General features: G+C 39.7%; 17 protein-coding genes. 1 reads left to right on the forward strand and 16 read right to left on the reverse strand.

Annotated elements, in window-relative coordinates; genetic code table 11:
• Window positions 1–189: 189 nt before the first annotated feature.
• From BLP54_RS06465 to BLP54_RS06510, 10 genes are all read right to left on the reverse strand, one after another.
• On the reverse strand, window positions 190–1,500 hold the full coding sequence (locus BLP54_RS06465; RefSeq protein WP_176754488.1) for a hypothetical protein: 1,311 nt from the start codon (window positions 1,498–1,500) through the stop codon (window positions 190–192).
• A 206-nt stretch (window positions 1,501–1,706) separates the two neighbouring features.
• Entirely contained in the window at window positions 1,707–2,309 is a 603-nt protein-coding gene (locus BLP54_RS06470; protein WP_090167929.1) for a hypothetical protein, read from the reverse strand.
• A gap of 168 nt (window positions 2,310–2,477) precedes the next feature.
• Window positions 2,478–3,446 carry a YARHG domain-containing protein gene (locus tag BLP54_RS06475; protein WP_090167930.1) on the reverse strand — a complete coding sequence of 323 codons (969 nt, stop codon included), beginning with the start codon at window positions 3,444–3,446 and terminating at the stop codon, window positions 2,478–2,480.
• Window positions 3,430–4,254, reverse strand: coding sequence for a hypothetical protein (locus BLP54_RS06480; RefSeq protein ID WP_090167931.1), 825 nt, complete (start codon window positions 4,252–4,254; stop codon window positions 3,430–3,432). The genes BLP54_RS06475 and BLP54_RS06480 overlap by 17 nt, the downstream gene beginning before the upstream one ends.
• Before the next feature lie 309 nt (window positions 4,255–4,563).
• Window positions 4,564–4,839 (reverse strand): hypothetical protein, encoded by a 276-nt coding sequence (locus BLP54_RS06485; protein WP_090167932.1) that lies wholly within the window; start codon window positions 4,837–4,839, stop codon window positions 4,564–4,566.
• 188 nt (window positions 4,840–5,027) lie between these two features.
• Window positions 5,028–6,095, reverse strand: coding sequence for a plasmid recombination protein (locus tag BLP54_RS06490; protein WP_090167933.1), 1,068 nt, complete (start codon window positions 6,093–6,095; stop codon window positions 5,028–5,030).
• A 134-nt stretch (window positions 6,096–6,229) separates the two neighbouring features.
• On the reverse strand, window positions 6,230–7,060 hold the full coding sequence (locus BLP54_RS06495) for an ATP-binding protein (RefSeq protein WP_242870647.1): 831 nt from the start codon (window positions 7,058–7,060) through the stop codon (window positions 6,230–6,232).
• Window positions 6,969–7,496, reverse strand: coding sequence for a helix-turn-helix domain-containing protein (locus BLP54_RS06500; protein WP_090167934.1), 528 nt, complete (start codon window positions 7,494–7,496; stop codon window positions 6,969–6,971). Before BLP54_RS06500 ends, BLP54_RS06495 begins: the two co-directional genes overlap by 92 nt.
• On the reverse strand, window positions 7,497–8,567 hold the full coding sequence (locus BLP54_RS06505; RefSeq protein WP_090167935.1) for a tyrosine-type recombinase/integrase: 1,071 nt from the start codon (window positions 8,565–8,567) through the stop codon (window positions 7,497–7,499). It lies immediately after the preceding gene.
• 11 nt (window positions 8,568–8,578) lie between these two features.
• Window positions 8,579–8,776 carry a DNA-binding protein gene (locus BLP54_RS06510; protein ID WP_090160558.1) on the reverse strand — a complete coding sequence of 66 codons (198 nt, stop codon included), beginning with the start codon at window positions 8,774–8,776 and terminating at the stop codon, window positions 8,579–8,581.
• Window positions 8,777–8,973: 197 nt separating this feature from the next.
• Between BLP54_RS06510 and BLP54_RS06515 the strand changes: the two genes are divergently transcribed.
• Window positions 8,974–9,474 carry a helix-turn-helix domain-containing protein gene (locus BLP54_RS06515; protein ID WP_090167936.1) on the forward strand — a complete coding sequence of 167 codons (501 nt, stop codon included), beginning with the start codon at window positions 8,974–8,976 and terminating at the stop codon, window positions 9,472–9,474.
• Between the two features lie 189 nt (window positions 9,475–9,663).
• Here BLP54_RS06515 and tuf read toward each other — a convergent pair whose 3' ends face one another.
• The 6 genes from tuf to rpoB all read right to left on the reverse strand — a co-directional run bounded on the left by tuf (window position 9,664) and on the right by rpoB (window position 21,909).
• Entirely contained in the window at window positions 9,664–10,851 is a 1,188-nt protein-coding gene (gene tuf / locus BLP54_RS06520; protein WP_072913474.1) for an elongation factor Tu, read from the reverse strand.
• A gap of 117 nt (window positions 10,852–10,968) precedes the next feature.
• Window positions 10,969–13,086, reverse strand: a complete 2,118-nt coding sequence (gene fusA, locus BLP54_RS06525) for an elongation factor G (protein WP_090167937.1) — start codon at window positions 13,084–13,086, stop codon at window positions 10,969–10,971.
• 15 nt (window positions 13,087–13,101) lie between these two features.
• The gene (gene rpsG / locus BLP54_RS06530) at window positions 13,102–13,572 is read right to left on the reverse strand and encodes a 30S ribosomal protein S7 (protein ID WP_143002002.1); all 471 of its coding nucleotides are present in this window, start codon (window positions 13,570–13,572) and stop codon (window positions 13,102–13,104) included.
• A 144-nt stretch (window positions 13,573–13,716) separates the two neighbouring features.
• Window positions 13,717–14,136 carry a 30S ribosomal protein S12 gene (gene rpsL, locus BLP54_RS06535; RefSeq protein WP_015548550.1) on the reverse strand — a complete coding sequence of 140 codons (420 nt, stop codon included), beginning with the start codon at window positions 14,134–14,136 and terminating at the stop codon, window positions 13,717–13,719.
• 173 nt (window positions 14,137–14,309) lie between these two features.
• The gene (gene rpoC, locus BLP54_RS06540) at window positions 14,310–17,984 is read right to left on the reverse strand and encodes a DNA-directed RNA polymerase subunit beta' (RefSeq protein ID WP_090167939.1); all 3,675 of its coding nucleotides are present in this window, start codon (window positions 17,982–17,984) and stop codon (window positions 14,310–14,312) included.
• 19 nt (window positions 17,985–18,003) lie between these two features.
• A complete protein-coding gene (gene rpoB / locus BLP54_RS06545) occupies window positions 18,004–21,909 on the reverse strand; it encodes a DNA-directed RNA polymerase subunit beta (protein ID WP_090167940.1) in 3,906 nt (1,301 codons plus the stop codon).
• Window positions 21,910–22,036: the final 127 nt, after the last annotated feature.

Consider the following 22,036-nt stretch of genomic DNA (forward strand, 5'->3'; position numbering starts at 1 on the left):
AAAACGAAGGATAAAGTCTCTGGGCAGTTCCAAAGTGTAGAATACGCTTCGTACTTTGCTGATATCAGAACGTACCTTGAGACCTGTGCAAGAAATGGAGTCAATGAATTCCAGGCACTTCTAAGACTCACAAACGGGAATCCATATACCCTAAATGAACTACTAGGCAGAGCATAAAGCCCTGCCTAGTTAAAATGCATAATCTTTATCAATATATTCGTGCGATAACGCTTCTGGTATATCATCTTTTCCCATAACTTCGTAGCATGAATCGTATCTTACAATTGTAGATAAAGAATCTTCATAGGTTTGTATTATAGAATTATATTTTTCCTCAGTTATTTCCTTATCATTCAAATAATACTTGCATTCTATTAATTTGCCATCGTCTGTGTATATCAAATCTAATTGCAACTCTTTGTCTAATGTCATTTTCCCATTCGAAAAAGACAAGTAAAAAAGATATCCACCAGCTCCACCACTTCTGTCATAGCTATACGAAATCATCCCTTGATTTGGGAATAATTCAAACGAACCATATGAACCAAATTGCGGAAAGCCATCTATAGCCAACGGTATTACTGTATTATCTCTATAAGAGTAGAGCAACGCCCCTTCATTATGTAAATCTCCTTGAAATACGACAAGCTCATAAGTATCATCATTATCAAGCATTATTAATGTTACACGGAGTGGTTCTTCAGTCTCCTGAATCATATCCTCAAGCAAGTCTTTGTAGGCTGTTATTTCGGGATGTTTTGATTTCTCTGATGCAACATCGACTTCAACCTTACCCGTACGCAAGAGTTCCAATGATTCTTCATTTAGTATGTATGTTTTGTTTGAACTCCTAAATCCAGACCAATAGGCAAACTCACCATCTATAACAGAGTCATGATAATTATTATACTCTGCTTCATCAACTTCTTTGCCTTCTACATAATAAGTAAATCCTAAAGATTCCCCTTCTGGACATTCTTCATATGACTCGCAGTAAGTTGATATTTCACCTTTTTCATCAAGATATCCATACCAATAAGAACAAATACCCAAATTGAAATTATTCTCTTCCAGTACATTTTTTCTTGGTATATAGCCTATGCTATTGTAGTGACCAATTGGACCGCTACTGATAACATTACCATCCACATATTTTAAAATACATATATCAGAAGTATTTGCTAATTGCTTTGTCCAACCAATAATGAGCTCTGGAATCTCATCCTCATCTATATATACTAAAGAAAATGCCAACTTAGTTTCATCCGTTTCATATTCACCTGGTTCAAAACCGTAATATAGCGAATTATTCTCAAGATAATCGGCATAGGAATTGTACACATTCTGCAAAATATTGGTTTCTGAAATATCTGTATTTTTTTCTTCAGTAGAAACTTCACTATTACTATCTTCTGTTATTGTATTGGCATTTTTACAGCCCGTTAACATCAATACAGCTATACAGAGCGATAATAATACTTTTGCTTTTTTATAATACATTTCAATATAATCCTTAACTTTATTTTTGACAGCACAAACTATTGTACGCTTTATCTCACATAAATAAAAGCCCACAATATGTGAGCTTTATCCAACATACTTATGCAACCGTGAATAGTAACAATAATTTTTTGATGTTTTTAACATTAATAGGCATCATATATTCCGCAAATCCATTCTCCCGTTGTTTTCTGAAAATCAAAGAACTAGAAAGTATCAGTCCAACTATCAATATAATGCTCACCTTTTGGCCCTAGGCGATAGTATTCAACAGTACCATGATTGTCACTTGTATATGGATCATAACCACCGCTACCAAAATCGCCTCTAATTATCTTAGTTTTGCCTCTCAATAATGGACCATAATACTTATAGTAATCCACGTTAACGTTTAGAAAGGCTCTTACTTCAGCTACATAAGTGTGTCCCTCTAGTTTAACAACATGCTCTGGAGTAAATAAAAAAACTCCTATAAAGGCCGCTACTATGAAACCAAATACCAGTCCAAAACCTACAAATCCAAGTAACACTTTAATTAATGCATGAAACCCACTTTTTATTAGCCCCCACCAAAAGGATATGATTAAACCAAGAGCTCCCCATCCTAAGAACAAATAAGTAGGAACAATTCTATATGTAATCCCAACAAGGTTTAACAGTATCCATAGCACAGAAGCCACAATAATAAAAATACAGTGATATGCAAAAAAAGTTTTTAATTTTGATTCTTTTATCTTCTCCCCTGAAAACTGAGGGTAATCTCTCAGTTTCTTTAAAACTTCTCTTTCATGCTCAGTCATATCTATCATAATATAATTCCCCATATTATTTAATTCTTACTATCTGCACATCTACCATTCTATTCCATTACATTAATCACACCATAATACTTTTCCACTGTGTTTTTATCTGTAATCATATCATCAGAGATATTCGCAGGAGCAGTATCTTCGTACTTTCCATTTTCACTATTCCTCTTAGTGCTTATCTAATTGAGATAGTAACTGTAAATTAGCCTTTTCATACTCATTAAAAACAGAGTCGTCAAAATCTTCAGCTTCTACAGTTGGCACATACCATAGCTGCCCCATAAAGAAATCATATAAATCTGGGTCTGTAAAAATGTATCCATGTCGAGCATATATTTCATTTTTAGCTAAATAAATAATGCGAGATGGATCATTTATAAAATCGGATGCCTCATAATACTTTGAATCTGTGTCATAAAGAGGATAACAATTATATGATATATCTGTTACGCCTCGCACTTCCTCCATATATGCTACAAATTCAGAATAGAATGAGCAGTTATCTCTATAGTTTCTACGCTTTTTATTCTCGTCTGAAATCTTATCATCATCCCAATCTTCGTTATATTTTTCAAATTCAATAGCGATATCATTGGTTTCATCAACTTTGATTAAATCATATGTTCCGTTTATTCCATACCCTATTAAATTTTCGTCAGACATAACAAAATCTTGAACTTCTACCTTAACTCTATTATCGCTCAATACAATATATAATGTTCCTGTATCACCCCAACCATCATCAGAAAAGCTATAGTAACATTCACCATTTGTAATGGTAGCTGAAATATTTTCAATTTCAGCAAATCTATCACAGATATCTTCTTCCTTACACATGCTTCCAGTGAGTTGGTTACCATTATTTATCTGAATAGTTAGCTCGGCGCCATTGCCATTTAATGGCTTGCCATCTAATGTCCAGGTACCTTCATAGCTCGAATAGTCTTCTTTAGAAATCGTATAATCTGTTTCATCCTCATTGGATTCTACATCAATATTATCTGTAGACTGAGTGATTTGTTCTTCAGAATTTTGAATTGTAGGCTCATCGTTTTTTGCACATCCTACAAGTCCAATAATAGAAGTTAGTGATAACACCATCATTATTTGCTTTACATATCTAGTCTTCAATTTCAACTAATCCGTCCTTATTCTTTGTTAGTATTGTATCTTCAAACACAGCCACTTTCGCTGTGTCATCAGCAAGCTTTGTTATTTCATCTGTGTTAATGAGATTGATTTTATAAAACTCATCTTCCCCTTGAACCGGAGCACCAATATATGCATAAGACTCATTCCAGCCCCATACTTCAACCATATCTGCTTCTAACTGATTAATATCAGCTATAGTATGTCCTTCATAAATCACCTTTTCGTTGGCTTCATCTACCTCAACAGCTGGTGTTTCCTTGACTATCTCAACTTCATCTGCATTCACCTTCTGAGGCTTATCCGGTGTTGAAATGTCATATACCTCATATTGATCTTCAGCATCTGTAGTTGCAACTATATAATGATTTGATGTAATAATCGAATGTACCTGATTATCAAAGCTCATCAATTCATCGAATTCATCAGTATTCTCATCATAAACAAAAAGTACAAATCCATTTGAATCTGCTTCGTCACATTCCAATGTATAAATGGTTCCTTCATACACTGCAAAATCATATGGATTAATAAGATTTTCAGTTACAACCACATTAGAATCGGTCTTCTGATCATATTTCCATAGTTTCTTATCAGCAAAATAATAGATTCCAGTGCTATCTTCCCTTGCCCAATAATAAGATATCGCCGGAATGGTAACTTGTTGTTTTTCAATTTTTACTTCTGGTAATTCTTTTATATTTTCTGATACGTCATTTTTTGATGTACTACACCCACAAAATACAGATATTACAAGTGTCATAATAGCTGTATTTTTTATTAATCTTCTTCTCATTATTTCTCCCAATTTTTCATTCATTAAATTTTGCGCAGTATAACTATTTTAGTGTAAAATTGGGCTGATGTCTATTAATTATAACTTTATTAAAGAAAAGACTCTCTACCAGAATGAACAGCCCTATTTTCTTATACTAAAAGAGCGTGAGACGGGACTCGAAAAGAATTGCTACTAGAAACATTCGTTTTAATCATTATTAATGTAAACAAGAAAAATCCCCTGCAATATTTAGCAGGGGAAATGTCAACGTGAGCCATCAGCATCACCTAGTATTTTTAAAATACTATGAAACTTAAAATGAACATTTTAGTCAAGTGGCACATAATTCCACTCAGCATCTGGGTCATATGGTAATGTTTCCACCGGTGACGAAGAACTTACTATATACTCATCAGTTGTTTCCTCTAAAGAATCATCTAATTCCTCATCTTTACCTTTCTCAAGAATTCCACCAGGTTTTTGAATCTCTTCTGTTATATCATTTGAAGTATCTTCTGCCTTGGCAGACTCTTTATTAGATGAGCAGCCAACTAAAACTGCAAAACTTAACACACAGATTATCATTACAATATTTCGCTTCATAATGGAATCACCTCCGCAAGTACAAAAACAATTGACACTATGCTTTGCATTAAATATATTTCAGAAATCATCTAATTGCAACCGTTTCACAAAAGTAATTCAAATTTCTAGCTATTGTTTATAGTATTCTTCACTTAAGAACACCATGATTTTTCCAAATACTAATGGATTATTTTCGCATATTCGAATTATCTTTCAAAATCAAGAGTTTTCTTTTTTGCTTCAGCTCTTTCTTTTTCTTTTCCCGCAATATCCTTTTTGATTCTCTCTAGCTTCTCAAGCGTACTTTCTTTTACCTCAGGCTTTTTATATCTCTCCCACCATTTCTTAAACTGCCTGAACGCTCCAGAAACAATTCGACCTAGTGCCGTTTTAGGCTTTTCCAACATCGCATACCTCATGAATTCTTTTTTCATTTCTGTGTCAGCAACTTTATCTATTGCCTCAGCAACCACCTTGTCTGTTTCTACCATTACTGCCTTTTGTTCTTCGATAAGACTATCTCGCTGAACCTCTAGCTCATCAACTTGTGCCTGAAGCTTTTCGTATTGCTGTTGCTTACACCTGATATAGAACTCCTTTGACATATCATTGTTACGACCTTTTTCCTTAGGTTTCAGTTTTTCGTCTCCAAAAATCTCTGGATGATTTTTTATTAATCCTTCAGCATGATCATGCAAAATATCTTGTATTTCCTCCAGTCGTTCTTTATTGAAAACTTTTGTTTTAGCCACTTGCTTCTTCATTCCTCTTTGATAACCTGTAGCTATAGGAACTCCTATAACTTGCATATGTGGTGACTTCTCATCAAGGTGCATAACAGCAGACGCCACTTTGAATTCAGGAACTGTAGCTTTGAATACTTCCAGTTGCTCCTTCAAAAGTGGCGTCATGGCTTTCCATTGTTCAATTGATTTATCTTTCCAAAATTCCATATCTCCGATTTGCAATATAACCTCAGCTGCAACATCGTTCTTTTTATTATCGGAAACATATTTCAAATAATCCTTAATTTTTCTATCCGCTCTCTTACCTTCATTGTACTCCTTCAACACTTCTGAGAATTCTTCTTTATAAATTTTTTTCACATCATCTAGGATGCTGGTACCGCTTCCCTCAACAATTTCAATCAGGTCGACATTGTATTCTGTTTGCTTAGTGTATAGCCTCAAATTATGTTTACTAGCTGCCGTGATTGAATGTGTTGTGGTAAGCGCATGGTCTTTATTCGACAAATGACATGAACAAGATATCATATAAATCACTCCTTTCATTTGGCGGGCAAGCCGTCGGCAGACCCCTCGGAGAGCCCCCAGATAATGATACGCAGTGTCATTATCTCTAGGGGGTTACCCATAACGACACGTTATGCGGTAACTCGCTTCGCTCGTCAGGCTATCGCTGCCTTCAATTCTTCTTGATTACTTTTCCCTAGCTGGTCTCGTATTGATTCATTTGGAAAGACAAGTCTATAACTTTTTTCAAGAATTCGATTTTTGATTCTCTCATCATAGCTTGTATTTTCCAATGCAGTGTTACTTGTAAAAATTGTAATCAGATTGTTCATATACCTTGTATTAATGATTTGATAAAATCTTTCCTCAATCCATTCTTTAGGTGTCTCAGTATCAAAATCATCAATTATCAAAACTTCTGCTCTTGCTAATTCTTCCAATAACTGCTGTTCCGTATATTCATAACTTTTGTTCCAGGTAGCTTTCAGTTCATTGATAATCTGAATTGATGTGGCAAACTTCACTGAACAATTCTTGGTTTCAATTAATTCATTAGCCAGAGAAATTGCAAATCTGGTTTTACCACAACCTTTGGTTGGTGAATAAAGATAAAAACCTTTCCCAAACTTTTTCATATCTTCAAAGTTATCCATCCACCAATTGGCAGCCTTTAAATTCTTTTCAACTATGATTCTAGACTCTTGAGATTCATAGACATCTTCACGGTAATTAGCAAGTCTCATTGCCTTAAACCCATAAGGTATGTTGGCAAACTCAATTCTATTTTTCTTAATCTGCTTCTGCCTAATACCGCAAGAACACTCCCTAGTAAATGGACGCCCTTGTTCATCCTCATAATACTCAAAGCCAGTGCCTTTACATATTGGACAAACCTTAGAATCCATATAAATCAATTTCTGACTTTGTCCAACTGCTCTCTCTTTTAGAGCCATTAACTCCTGTTCCATAAGATTTTGAATTTCCATTTTGACTATCCCCCTTTACATATTTTTGTTTTTTATATTCTTTAGTTTTATATTTATTAGTATTATATTGTTGGTGTTTTTCCGTATGCGGTTTATCCGTGGACGGATTTACCGCTGACGGATTTTCCACTTGCGGTACAACTGCTGGTATTTCATTGACTTCCACAATCAAGTCTCCAAAAACTCCATTTTCATTACGAGCCTGATATCTTCTAAGATATCCCATCTCTTCGAGTTTCCTGAGACCTGTTTTAATCTTATCCTTACCGTCTGGTAGTATCGCAACTAAACCATTTATTGAAAAATCCCAATTGTCAGGAAGCCCCAACAAAGTTACCAATAAACCTCTTTCCTTTAGTGGCAATTCTTTATCCCTTAATATTCCATTACTCACCATCGTGAAATTGCCTTGAGTCTTATTCTTTAAAACTGGCAATTACTGATTCCCCCTTTCACTCTGAAGATTATCTAGTAATGAAGCAACCTTTCGCTGTTCACTAGGATAAAGATGACCATAAGTATTTAATGTTACTTTTATATCCTTATGACCTAATCTTTCTTTTATTATCAATGGCTGTACGCCTTGATGAATTAAATATGCACAATGACTGTGTCGCAGATCATGAACTCTGATATTCTTAACCCCTGCTTTTTGAATATGCCTTTTCATTAACATCTGTAAGGCTCTATCACTTATTGCAAACAATCTTTCATCACTAGGGAACCGATATAGTTTTTCAAGATAGCTTTGTATCTCCTTTACCAAGAATGTTGGCAAGTCTATTGTTCGTATCGAGTTCTTTGTCTTCGGACTTGTAATGATATCCTCACCTTCAAGCCTGTAGAACGTCTTATTAATGTTAAGCTTCTGTAACGCTAAATCAATGTCATTCATTGTCAACGCTAAGAGCTCACCCTCTCTTATTCCTGTCCAAAATAGAATCTCAAACATCAAATGATGCATTGAACCAATTTCAAATGTATCTATGAATTTTGAGTATTCTTCTATTGTCCAGAAATTTAAACTTCTATCATCTGAGTTCCCCATCTTCTTAACTCGTTTACACGGATTATCTTTCAACCCATATATTCTTTCAGCATGTGTAAACAATGCCGTTAATTGATTCTGTAGCATCCTTAGATACGATGCAGAGAAGTTATTGCTTGATTGAACCTCATTTTGCCAAGCAATGATATCAGCTGCTGTTATTTCATTCATTGGCTTCTCTCCAAAGAATGGAATAAGATAAGCCTGAATCATATACTCCTTATTCTTTTTTGACCTAACCTTGAGTTCATTTGCCTTGTCACTAAAGTAGATTGTTACAAAGTTCTTTAGTTTCATTGACATATCCGCTCTAGCCGCTAGTTTAAATTCAGCTTCATAATCTAGTGCTTGTTTCTTTGTTTTGAATTTTCGCTTGTGTTTTCTTTTATTGGCACCTGTCCAATCTGTGTAATGAAAGGAACTGGACCAAGTACCATCTTTCTCTTTGTATGCTGGCATCCAAACCTCCTTTACATTGCTATTACTTCGGTCTTATAACCGTAGAATTTTGTTTCCCAATAAGCTTTAGGTACCTTACCAGAAACTACTATAAAACCTTTATTTGCTAACTCATCATTCAAAGTTCTGATAATCTTATACGCATGACCTCTAGATACTCCAAGCTCTTTTGAAACTTCATCTACACCAATCATGTAATTAGATTTCATTCATTTCGCCCTCCTTATTAAATATTTAATATCGATATTAGTTTTCTTGTATTTAATCATATTATTTGTATTTTAATATGTCAATACCTAAATATTAAATTTTTAATATTTTATATTTAATAATATTAAAATTTAAATTACTGTGCTAAAATATCAATTAGCAAATAGTTAATGAAGATTATGAAGGGATTATTGCTATGAGAATTTCACATTATTTAGAAATTAATCAAAAGATGAAGGCATTACGGCAAAATGCCAATATATCTCAAAAGGATATGGCCGCTAAGCTGGAGCTTTCAGTTCCAAGCTATTCAAATTATGAAAATGGCTATAGTGAGCCTCCAATGGAGATAATTGAATCATTTTGTGAGATTATAGGAATAACTATAGATTCATTCTTTGGTTTCAATACACCTACTAAACCTAATTCACAAATCAGTACATACGCAGATTTGTTACTTGTTCTTAATAAGATGAAATCAAAAGAAATCCCTATAGATATACATGTTGGTGTAAATAAAGAAACACAGACTCTCACTTCTACTCTTACAATAGAGAGTCCTCAGGTAGCTTCTCTTTTAAATGGCTGGAAAGACTTAGATGATAAGTTAGCAAGAGATGCTATAGATTCAGATGAATATAATATCTGGTTCGAAGATTTATTACATACATTCAGAGTTCCAATTGAAAATAATTAATATTTTAAGCACATTCTTTATATCTAGAATGTGCTTTTTTGGTACCTTTATAGGCAAAAAAGGTACCAAAAAGGTACCAAGCACTTATTTTATGATTGCTATTTAATATATTTTTGCATTAAAAAAGGCTCCCGAGGAAATCCTCGGAAGCCTTGATTTTACTATTTGGGTTGGGCTGTTCGATCGAAATTATTCGATGATTGTAGCAACACGACCAGAACCTACTGTTCTACCACCCTCACGGATAGCGAATGTAAGACCCTGCTCCATAGCGATTGGGTGGATGAGCTCGATTGTCATCTCTACGTTATCGCCAGGCATGCACATCTCTGTACCTGCTGGAAGCTCGCAAACACCTGTAACGTCTGTTGTTCTGAAGTAGAACTGTGGACGATAGTTGTTGAAGAATGGAGTATGACGACCACCTTCATCCTTTGTAAGAACGTAAACCTGAGCTGTGAACTTTGTGTGGCATGTTACAGTACCTGGCTTAGCAAGTACCTGTCCACGCTGGATCTGGTCACGGTTAACACCACGAAGAAGTGCACCGATGTTATCACCAGCCTGAGCCTCGTCAAGAAGCTTACGGAACATCTCGATACCAGTTACAACAGTCTTCTGTGTATCTTCCTTGATACCGATGATTTCAAGCTCGTCGTTAAGGTGAAGAACACCACGCTCTACTCTACCTGTAGCAACAGTACCACGACCTGTGATTGTGAATACGTCCTCTACTGGCATAAGGAATGGCTTGTCTGTCTCACGCTGTGGATCTGGAATGTAAGAATCTACAGTGTCCATGAGCTCCATGATCTTGTCGCCCCACTCACCGTTTGGATCCTCAAGAGCCTTAAGAGCTGATCCCTTAACGATTGGGCAATCGTTGAAGTCATACTCCTCAAGCTGCTCTGTAACTTCCATCTCTACGAGCTCGATAAGCTCCTCATCATCAACCATATCACACTTGTTAAGGAATACAACGATGTAAGGTACACCTACCTGACGAGAAAGAAGGATGTGCTCCTTTGTCTGAGCCATAACACCGTCAGTTGCAGCAACTACAAGGATAGCGCCGTCCATCTGAGCAGCACCTGTGATCATGTTCTTTACATAATCAGCATGGCCTGGGCAGTCAACGTGTGCATAGTGTCTCTTCTCTGTCTGATACTCAACGTGAGCTGTAGAGATTGTGATACCTCTTTCTCTCTCCTCTGGAGCCTTATCGATGTTCTCGAAATCTACCTTTGCGTTACCAGATACACGCTCAGCAAGTACCTTTGTGATAGCTGCTGTAAGAGTTGTTTTACCGTGATCTACGTGTCCGATAGTACCGATGTTACAATGTGGTTTGGTTCTGTCAAAATGCTCTTTTGCCATTTTTAAAAATCCTCCTTAAGATAATGCCCTTCAATGGGCTGTTTAGTTCTAAACTCTCGATATTTCCGATTATAATGGAAATATCGAGATTTTTCAACTATCTAGTATTTTTCTAAATTATTTAGCGTGATTAGAGATAATCTGCTCCTGAACGTTCTTTGGAACTGCCTCATACTTCTCGAAGAACATTGAGTAGTTACCACGACCCTGAGTAGATGAACGAAGCTCTGTAGAGTATCCGAACATCTCTGCAAGTGGAACAAGTGCTCTAACGATCTTTCCGCCGCCAAGATCATCCATAGACTGGATCTGACCTCTCTTAGCGTTAAGAGATCCGATTACATCACCCATGTACTCCTCTGGCATAGTAACTTCAACCTTCATGATAGGCTCAAGAAGAACTGGAGCTGCCTTAGCCATAGCTTCCTTGAAGCACATTGAACCAGCAATGTGGAATGCCATTTCTGATGAATCGACTTCATGGTAAGAACCATCGTAAACGTCTGCTTCTACACCAAGAACAGGGAATCCGCAAAGGATACCAGCCTTAGCTGCTTCCTCAATACCCTCACCAACAGATGGGATGTATTCCTTAGGAATAGCACCACCAACTACTGAAGACTTAAATCTGAATGTCTCCTCAGCGTTAGCATCCATTGGAGTAAATCTAACCTTACAGTGACCGTACTGTCCACGACCACCTGACTGCTTAGCATACTTGTATTCCTGATCAACAGGCTTTGTAAATGTTTCCTTGTATGCAACCTGAGGTGCACCAACGTTAGCCTCAACCTTGAACTCTCTAAGAAGACGATCAACAATGATTTCAAGGTGAAGCTCACCCATACCAGCGATGATTGTCTGGCCTGTCTCCTGGTCAGTATGCTGACGGAATGTTGGATCCTCTTCAGCAAGCTTTGCAAGAGCCTCGCCCATCTTCTGCTGTCCAGCCTTAGTCTTAGGCTCGATAGCAAGCTCGATAACTGGCTCAGGGAATTCCATAGACTCGAGGATTACTGGGTGCTGCTCGTCGCAGATTGTATCACCAGTTGTTGTAACCTTAAGACCTACAACAGCTGCGATATCACCAGAGTAAACCTTGTCTAACTCTGTACGCTTGTTAGCGTGCATCTGAAGAATACGACCTACACGCTCCTTCTTATCCTTTGTAGCGTTAAGGCAGTATGAACCTGAGTTCAATGTACCTGAATATACACGGATGAAAGCGAGCTTTCCAACGAATGGATCAGCCATAATCTTGAATGCTAAAGCTGCGAATGGCTCATCATCTGATGAGTGCTTCTCAACTGGGTTGCCATCCATATCTACACCCTGGATAGCTGGTACGTCTGTAGGAGCTGGCATGAACTCAAGGATTGCATCAAGAAGCTTCTGAACACCCTTGTTTCTATAAGCAGATCCACAGCATACTGGGATAGCCTTACACTCGCAAGTACCCTTACGAAGTGCTGCCTTAAGAGCATCTACAGATGGCTCTTCGCCCTCAAGATACTCCATCATAAGATCATCATCTAACTCACAGATCTTCTCAACAAGCTCTGTGTGATAAAGCTCAGCATCCTCTGCCATATCAGCTGGGATGTCTGTGATAGAAATATCATCACCCTTATCATCGTTATAGATGTATGCCTTCATCTCGAAAAGATCGATGATTCCCTTGAAATCATCTTCCTTACCGATTGGAAGCTGAAGAACGATAGCGTTCTTCTTAAGTCTGTCACGGATCTGATCAACAGCTCCGTAGAAGTTTGCACCAAGGATATCCATCTTATTGATGAAAGCCATTCTTGGTACGTTATATGTGTCAGCCTGTCTCCAAACATTCTCTGACTGTGGCTCAACGCCACCCTTTGCACAGAAGACACCAACGGCGCCATCAAGTACACGAAGGGAACGCTCAACCTCAACAGTGAAATCTACGTGGCCTGGTGTATCAATGATATTGATACGGTGCTCAAGAGCACCCTTCTTAGGCTTGCAGTTTTCCTGCTCAGTCCAGTGACATGTTGTAGCAGCTGAAGTGATTGTGATACCTCTCTCAGCTTCCTGCTCCATCCAGTCCATGGTTGCAGTACCTTCGTGAGTATCACCAATCTTGTAGTTTACACCAGTATAGTAAAGAATACGCTCTGTAAGTGTAGTCTTTCCGGCATCGATATGAGCCATAATACCAATATTTCTGGTACGCTCAAGTGGATATTCTCTTCCTGCCACTGTTCGTCCCTCCTATTAGAATCTGTAATGAGCAAATGCCTTATTAGCTTCTGCCATTCTATGCATTTCTTCTTTTCTCTTAACAGCTGAACCTGTGTTGCCAGCTGCATCCATGATCTCGTTTGCAAGACGCTCTTCCATTGTCTTCTCAGTACGTGAACGTGAGAACATTGTGAGCCATCTAAGGCCAAGGGCCTGACGACGATCTGGTCTTACTTCGATAGGTACCTGATATGTAGCACCACCGATACGTCTAGCCTTTACCTCAAGTACAGGCATAACGTTGTTCATAGCTTCTTCGAAAACCTCAAGTGCAGGCTTTCCAGTCTTTTCTGCGACTCTGTCAAATGCACCATATACAATCTTCTGAGCTACACCCTTCTTACCATCAAGCATGATGTTGTTGATAAGCTTTGTAACTACCTTGCTGTTGTATATAGGATCTGCCAAAACGTCTCTCTTTTGAGTATGTCCTTTTCTTGGCACGATACTTCCCTCCTTAACTAAAATTTGTTAGATCAACGGTACTCACATTTAATTACTATGTGTCCATGCAGTATTTATTTCTAAGTAAAATAGATACAACATTAACCAAAGTGAATGTGAATTACAACTAAATTATCCTAAGATTTATTTTGCGTCCTTAGGTCTCTTAGCGCCGTACTTTGAACGTCCCTGCTTGCGGTTAGCAACGCCGGCTGTATCAAGTGTACCTCTGATTACGTGATAACGTGTACCTGGTAAATCCTTAACACGACCACCACGAATCAAAACAACGCTATGCTCCTGAAGATTGTGACCCTCGCCTGGAATGTATGAAGTTACTTCGATTCCGTTTGAAAGACGAACTCTGGCAATCTTTCTAAGAGCTGAGTTAGGCTTCTTAGGTGTAGCTGTCTTAACAGCTGTACATACACCACGCTTCTGTGGTGAAGAAGTGTTTGTAGGCTTCTTCTGAAGAGAGTTATAACCTCTCTGAAGTGCTGGTGCTGTAGACTTCTTTACAGATGTCTGACGACCTTTTCTAACTAGCTGGTTGAATGTTGGCATTCTTTTTACCTCCTAATTTATTTCTTCGCATGCTTAAATATAGGCATAGTTATCCTATTAGCGCATGCTAGAACATTATATTTCCTTAAAATCATAATGTCAACCCTAAAAATGTGAAAAAACTAGGGTCATTTCTGACCCTAGTCCATCAATTTCAATATAAAATTTCGAGATTACTCTTCAATTTCTACTAACTCATCTGATACTAATTCATCAGACTCACCAGTCATATCTTCAAAATCCTCTGGAATCTCAACATTAGCTAAATCGTTGTCTGTTGAAAGAGGGATATTAGAGTATCTCTTCATACCTGTACCAGCAGGAATTAAGCGACCGATGATAACGTTCTCTTTAAGACCGTTAAGTGGATCAACCTTACCCTTGATAGCTGCATCAGTAAGAACCTTTGTTGTCTCCTGGAATGAAGCTGCTGAAAGGAATGAGTTTGTAGCAAGTGCTGCCTTTGTGATACCAAGAAGCTCCTGTGTACCTGTTGCAATCTCCTTGCCCTCTGCTTCCATCTGCTCGTTTGCTTCCTCAAAATCAAGCCAATCAACAAGTGAACCTGGCATGAAGCCTGTATCACCTGCTTCGTCGATTCTGATTCTCTTAAGCATCTGACGGCAAAGTACTTCAATATGCTTATCGTTGATATCAACACCCTGTAAGCGGTATACACGCTGAACTTCACGGATGAGGTAATCCTGAACAGCTGCCTTACCCTTGATAGCAAGGATATCGTGTGGGTTTACAGAACCTTCTGTAAGCTCATCACCAGCCTCAAGCTCCTGACCTGAAAGAACCTTGATACGTGATCCGTAAGGGATGAGATATTTCTCAACATCGCCTGTAGAAGAGTTTGTTACAACAACTTCTCTCTTCTTTGTCTTAGAGTCCTCTTCAATAGTGACTGTACCAGCAATCTCTGTAATGATAGCAAGTCCCTTAGGCTTTCTAGCCTCGAAAAGCTCCTCTACACGAGGAAGACCCTGTGTAATATCGTTACCAGCAACACCACCAGTATGGAATGTTCTCATGGTAAGCTGTGTACCTGGCTCACCGATTGACTGTGCAGCGATGATACCGATTGCTTCGCCGACCTGAACGGCACGACCTGAAGCCATGTTAGCACCATAACACTTAGCACAAACACCAACGTGTGAACGGCAGTTAAGTACGTTTCTAATCTTAACCTTCTTGATTGGCTCGCCCTTATCATCAACACCACGCTCAATGATTGCAGCTGCACGCTTAGGTGTAATCATGTGATTAGCCTTAACAATCATCTCGCCCTTAGCATCGTAGATAGAGTAGCAAGAGAATCTACCTGTAATACGGTCCTTAAGAGACTCAATCTCCTCACGACCATCCATGAATGCGTATACCCACATACCTGGAATCTCACGGTCTGTTCCAGCAACACAGTCTGACTCACGGATAATAAGCTCCTGAGCAACGTCAACCATTCGACGTGTCAAGTATCCAGAATCGGCTGTACGAAGAGCTGTATCTGAAAGACCCTTACGAGCACCATGAGCTGACATGAAGTACTCAAGTACGTCAAGACCCTCACGGAAGTTAGACTTAATAGGAAGCTCGATAGTCTTACCTGTTGTATCAGCCATCAAACCACGCATACCTGCGAGCTGCTTGATCTGCTTTTCAGAACCACGGGCACCTGAGTCAGCCATCATGAAGATGTTGTTGTACTTATCAAGACCATCAAGAAGGTCTCTAGTAAGCTGATCATCAGTCTCTTTCCATGTATCTACAACTTCACGGTAACGCTCTTCCTCAGTAATAAGACCTCTCTTGTACTGACGAGTAATCTTATCAACTGTCTCTTCAGCCTGTGCAATAAGCTCTGGCTTCTGAGGTGGAACTGTCATATCTGAAATTGAAACTGTCATGGCAGCAATTGTTGAGTAATGGTAACCCATAGCCTTGATATCATCAAGAACTTCTGCTGTCTTTGTAGCTCCATGTGTATTAATAACTTTTTCAAGAATCTGCTTTAACTGCTTCTTACCAACGTGGAAGTCTACCTCAGGAACAAGCTCGTTCTCAGGATTTGTACGATCTACGTAACCAAGATCCTGTGGAATGATCTCGTTGAAGAGAAGTCTACCAAGTGTAGATGAAACTCTACCAGTTACAACTGTACCATCTGGACGTGTCTTAGATACGTTAACAGTGATACGTGCATGCATTGTAAGAGCATCATTCTCGTAAGCAAGGATTGCTTCGTTAAGGTTCTTAAATGCCTTACCTTCACCAAGCTCTTCACGGCTATCGCCTACTGTAGTACCACGCTCCTGTGTAAGGTAGTAGATACCGAGTACCATATCCTGTGAAGGAACGGCAACAGGACCACCGTCTGAAGGCTTCAAGAGGTTGTTAGGTGAGAGAAGCATGAATCTACACTCAGCCTGTGCCTCCTGAGTAAGTGGAAGGTGAACAGCCATCTGGTCACCGTCGAAATCGGCGTTGAAAGCTGTACATACAAGTGGATGAAGCTTGATAGCTCTACCTTCTACAAGGATTGGCTCGAAAGCCTGAATACCAAGTCGGTGAAGTGTAGGAGCACGGTTAAGCATAACTGGATGCTCTTTAATGACATCTTCAAGGATGTCCCAAACCTCTGGCTCAAACTTCTCAACCATCTTCTTAGCATATTTAATGTTGTGGGCCATGCCATTACCAACGAGCTCCTTCATAACGAAAGGCTTGAAGAGCTCAAGTGCCATCTCCTTTGGAAGACCACACTGGTAAATCTTAAGTTCTGGTCCAACGACGATAACTGAACGTCCTGAGTAGTCAACACGCTTACCAAGGAGGTTCTGTCTGAATCGTCCTGACTTACCCTTAAGCATGTCTGAAAGTGACTTAAGAGGTCTGTTACCAGGACCTGTAACAGGACGACCACGTCTACCGTTATCGATAAGAGCATCAACAGCTTCCTGAAGCATTCTCTTCTCGTTACGAACGATGATATCAGGAGCACCAAGCTCTAACAATCTACGGAGACGGTTATTTCTATTAATAATACGACGATATAAATCGTTCAAATCAGATGTAGCGAAACGGCCACCATCAAGCTGTACCATAGGACGAAGATCTGGTGGAATAACAGGGATAACTGTCATAATCATCCAATCTGGTCTGTTTCCTGACTCGCGGAATGCCTCAACAACCTCAAGTCTCTTAATGATACGTGAACGCTTCTGGCCTGTAGCGCTGTCTAATTCAATCTGAAGCTTTGTAGCCTCTTCATCGAGATCGATATCTCTAAGAAGCTCCTGGATAGCCTCAGCACCCATTCCTACTCTGAAGCCGTTACCATACTGCTCTCTAGCTTCCTGGTACTCAGCCTCTGTAAGAACCTGCTTATACATAAGAGCTGTCTCACCTGCATCAAGTACGATGTATGATGCAAAGTAGAGAACCTTCTCTAATGTCTTTGGTGAAAGATCAAGAATAAGTCCCATACGTGAAGGAATACCCTTGAAATACCAAATATGTGAAACTGGTGCAGCGAGCTCGATGTGACCCATACGCTCACGACGAACTGATGCCTTTGTGATTTCAACACCACAACGATCACAAACTACACCCTTATAACGAATTTTCTTGTACTTTCCGCAGTGACATTCCCAGTCCTTGCTAGGTCCAAAGATCTTCTCGCAGAAAAGACCGTCCTTTTCAGGCTTCAGTGTACGATAATTGATTGTCTCAGGCTTTTTAACCTCGCCACGAGACCACTGTCTGATCTTCTCAGGTGATGCCAATCCAATCTGTATTGCGTCAAATGCTATTGGTTGATATGTCGCTTCTTTATTCTCTGGCATTTTGTAGCTCCCTTCCTATTTATTCCTCATCAAAATCTGTTGGTATATCAGAAAAATCATCTTCTTCATCTTCGAACTGCTCTTCCTCGTCATCTACGAGTTCGCCTTCAGTATCAAACTTCTTTGTAGAGAAGCCTGCCTGTGCAAATGAGCTGTCATCCTCGAATGCGAAGTTTCTGTCGCTACCTGCGATAATTGCGTTGAGGTCAGTATTTCCATATTCACTTGTCTCCATGAGCTCAACCTCTTCGCGGTTCTCATCAAGAACACGAACGTCAAGACCAAGTGACTGTAATTCCTTAAGCAATACCTTGAATGACTCAGGGATGCCTGGCTCAGGGATGTTTTCACCCTTGATAATAGCCTCATATGTCTTAACACGTCCGATAACATCATCTGACTTCATTGTAAGGATTTCCTGAAGTGTATATGATGCACCATAAGCCTCGAGGGCCCAAACTTCCATCTCTCCGAAACGCTGTCCACCGAACTGTGCTTTACCACCGAGTGGCTGCTGTGTAACAAGAGAGTAAGGACCAGTTGAACGTGCGTGAATCTTATCATCTACAAGGTGGTGAAGTTTCAGGTAGTGCATGTGTCCGATTGTAACAGGACCATCAAATGGCTCACCTGTACGACCGTCACGAAGCTGAACCTTACCATCTCTAGAAATAGGAACACCCTTCCAAAGAGCTCTGTGAGCACGATTTGTAGATAAGTATTCCATAACATCATCACGAAGAATATCAACGTACTTGTCGTAGAATGTCTCCTCACCGTTCTCAGCCTCTTCCTTATCAAATGGCATATTTACATAGTCATTTGCAAGCTCAAGAGTATCCTGAATATCAATTTCCTTTGCACCATCAAATACTGGTGTTTCAATATCAAATCCAAGAGCCTTTGCAGCAAGTGAAAGGTGAATCTCAAGGACCTGACCAATGTTCATACGTGAAGGTACGCCCAATGGGTTAAGTACGATATCAAGTGGACGACCGTTTGGAAGATATGGCATATCTTCTACTGGAAGTACGCGGGAAACTACACCCTTATTACCGTGACGACCGGCCATCTTATCACCTACACCAATCTTTCTCTTCTGAGCGATGTAGATACGTACTGACTTATTAACACCTGGAGAAAGCTCATCGCCATTCTCACGTGTGAATACCTTAGCATCAACAACGATACCGTAAGCTCCGTGTGGTACACGAAGTGATGTATCACGAACTTCTCTAGCCTTCTCACCGAAGATTGCAAGAAGAAGTCTCTCTTCTGGAGTACGCTCTGTCTCACCCTTTGGTGTAACCTTACCAACAAGGATATCACCGGCACGAACCTCCGCACCGATACGGATGATACCACTCTCATCAAGATCCTTAAGAGCATTATCACCAACACCAGCTACATCACGAGTGATTTCTTCTGGTCCGAGCTTTGTATCACGAGCGTCAATCTCGTACTCTTCAATATGAATAGATGTATAAACATCATCCTGAACGAGGCGCTCTGAAAGAAGAACGGCATCCTCGTAGTTGTAACCTTCCCATGTCATGAAACCGATAAGTGGGTTCTTTCCAAGGGCAAGCTCACCATTCTTTGTAGAAGGACCATCAGCGATAACCTCGCCAGCCTCTACATGATCGCCCTTAAATACGATTGGGCGCTGGTTATAGCAGTTAGACTGGTTAGAACGTGTGAACTTGAAGAGTGTGTACTCATCTCTTGTTCCGTCCTCGTCAGCCTTAACAATAATTCTGTTTGTCTCAGACATCTCTACGATACCTGCGCGCTTAGCAACTACGCAGACACCTGAATCGACTGCTGTCTTTGGCTCCATACCTGTACCAACTACTGGTGCTTCTGTAGTAAGAAGTGGAACGGCCTGACGCTGCATGTTTGATCCCATGAGGGCACGAGTAGGGTCATCGTTCTGAAGGAATGGAATTGAAGCTGTAGCAACTGAGAATACCATCTTAGGAGATACGTCCATGTAATCAAATACTTTCTTGTCGTACTCCTGTGTCTCCTCACGGAAACGACCAGATACATTCTTTCTCATGAAGTGGCCTTCTTCGTCAAGCTTGACGTTAGCCTGTGCTACATGATAATTATCCTCTTCGTCAGCTGTCATATATACAACCTCGTCAGTTACACGAGGATTCTCTGGGTCTGACTTATCAATACGTCTGTATGGCGCCTCAACAAAACCATACTCATTGATACGAGCATAGCTTGCAAGAGAGTTGATAAGACCGATGTTTGGTCCTTCAGGTGTCTCGATAGGACACATACGTCCATAGTGAGAATAGTGTACGTCTCGAACCTCGAAACCTGCACGGTCTCTTGAAAGACCACCAGGACCAAGTGCTGAAAGACGTCTCTTGTGTGTTAACTCAGAAAGTGGGTTATTCTGATCCATGAACTGTGACAACTGTGATGAACCAAAGAACTCTTTGATTGCAGCTGTAACAGGCTTGATGTTGATAAGGTTCTGTGGAGAAATATCCTCAAGGTCACGAGTAGTCATACGCTCGCGTACAACCTTCTCAAGACGTGATAAACCTATTCTATACTGGTTCTGTAATAACTCACCAACAGCACGAATACGACGGTTTCCAAGGTGATCAATATCATCATCCTTACCAATAGCGTACTCAAGGTGCATGTTATAGTTAATAGATGCAAAAATATCCTCAACAGTGATGTGCTTTGGAATAAGATCTGCTACTGAACGAGCGATTGCATCCTCGATATCTTCTTTTGTTGTATTCTCTGAAAGAATTCTTTCAAGTACTGGATAGTAAACAAGCTCAGTAATACCAAGAGCCTTAGCATCACAATCAACAAACTTTGTGATGTCAACCATCATATTAGAAAGAACCTTTACATTACGAGTCTCAGTCTGGATGAATACATGAGTAACAGCTGCATTCTGAATATCATCAGCCATCTCAAGTGTAACCTTATCTCCAGCCTTTGCAATAATCTCACCTGTTGTTGTGTCGATAACGTCCTCAGCAAGAACATGTCCAGCAATACGATTTCTGAGCATGAGCTTCTTATTGAACTTATAACGACCAACCTTAGCAAGGTCATAACGTCTTGGATCGAAGAACATACCATGGATAAGTGACTCTGCGCTATCCTTTGCAAGAGGCTCGCCTGGACGAAGTCTACGATAGAGCTCTAAGAGACCTCCTTCGTAACTACCCTGTGGGTTCTTCTCTGTGATAGCTGGATCCTTTGCAAATGTTGCAAGAATCTTTGGCTCCTCGCCAAATACATCGATGATTTCCTGGTTAGTTCCTAAGCCAAGAGCACGAATAAGAACTGTAACAGGTACCTTTCTGTTACGGTCTACACGAACATAGAAAACGTCATTGGAATCTGTCTCGTACTCAAGCCAAGCGCCACGGTTAGGGATTACAGTACATGAATATAACTCCTTACCGATTTTATCGTGGCCAATTGCATAGTAAATGCCTGGTGAACGAACAAGCTGTGATACAATAACACGCTCCGCTCCATTAATTACGAATGTGCCTGTATCTGTCATAAGTGGCAAGTCACCCATGAAGATTTCGTGCTCCTGCATATCGCCGGACTCCTTGTTAACAAGGCGCACTTTAACCTTTAAAGGCGCTGCGTATGTTGCATCTCTTTCTTTGCACTGTGGAATTGTGTACTTCACCTCGTCTTTACACAGTGTGAAGTCAACAAAATGCAATTCAAGCTGGTTTCCCCTATCTTGAATAGGTGAGATATCTGCAAATGCTTCCTTTAATCCGTCCTTAACGAACCAGTCGTAACTGTCCTTCTGGACCTCGATTAAATTAGGCATCTCAAGTACCTCTTTTTGTCTCGAGTAACTCATACGCAAGTTCTTTCCAGCTTTCACTGGACGTATTCTGTTTTTCTCCATTGACGTTCCACCTCTCATTTTATTTTTAATTTGGATAAATCTTTCATGAAAAAATGTGGCATATTTCCAGCCATGAAAAAAGGCATAGGAATGCACACTGCACCATAATAGTGCAAACTACATTCTA

This window comes from Pseudobutyrivibrio sp. 49 (assembly GCF_900100545.1).
In the GTDB taxonomy this organism is placed as follows: Bacteria; Bacillota; Clostridia; order Lachnospirales; family Lachnospiraceae; genus Pseudobutyrivibrio.

Coding starts and splice junctions, on each gene's coding strand:
- rpsL (WP_015548550.1), bottom strand. CDS start 14,136: ATGCCAACATTCAACCAGCTAGTTAGAAAAGGTCGTCAGACATCTGTA.
- BLP54_RS06515 (WP_090167936.1), top strand. CDS start 8,974: ATGAGAATTTCACATTATTTAGAAATTAATCAAAAGATGAAGGCATTA.
- BLP54_RS06490 (WP_090167933.1), bottom strand. CDS start 6,095: ATGATATCTTGTTCATGTCATTTGTCGAATAAAGACCATGCGCTTACC.
- BLP54_RS06505 (WP_090167935.1), bottom strand. CDS start 8,567: ATGCCAGCATACAAAGAGAAAGATGGTACTTGGTCCAGTTCCTTTCAT.
- BLP54_RS06495 (WP_242870647.1), bottom strand. CDS start 7,060: ATGGAAATTCAAAATCTTATGGAACAGGAGTTAATGGCTCTAAAAGAG.
- BLP54_RS06510 (WP_090160558.1), bottom strand. CDS start 8,776: ATGAAATCTAATTACATGATTGGTGTAGATGAAGTTTCAAAAGAGCTT.
- BLP54_RS06485 (WP_090167932.1), bottom strand. CDS start 4,839: ATGAAGCGAAATATTGTAATGATAATCTGTGTGTTAAGTTTTGCAGTT.
- BLP54_RS06470 (WP_090167929.1), bottom strand. CDS start 2,309: ATGATAGATATGACTGAGCATGAAAGAGAAGTTTTAAAGAAACTGAGA.
- rpoC (WP_090167939.1), bottom strand. CDS start 17,984: ATGCCAGAGAATAAAGAAGCGACATATCAACCAATAGCATTTGACGCA.
- BLP54_RS06465 (WP_176754488.1), bottom strand. CDS start 1,500: ATGTATTATAAAAAAGCAAAAGTATTATTATCGCTCTGTATAGCTGTA.
- rpoB (WP_090167940.1), bottom strand. CDS start 21,909: ATGGAGAAAAACAGAATACGTCCAGTGAAAGCTGGAAAGAACTTGCGT.
- BLP54_RS06480 (WP_090167931.1), bottom strand. CDS start 4,254: ATGAGAAGAAGATTAATAAAAAATACAGCTATTATGACACTTGTAATA.
- tuf (WP_072913474.1), bottom strand. CDS start 10,851: ATGGCAAAAGAGCATTTTGACAGAACCAAACCACATTGTAACATCGGT.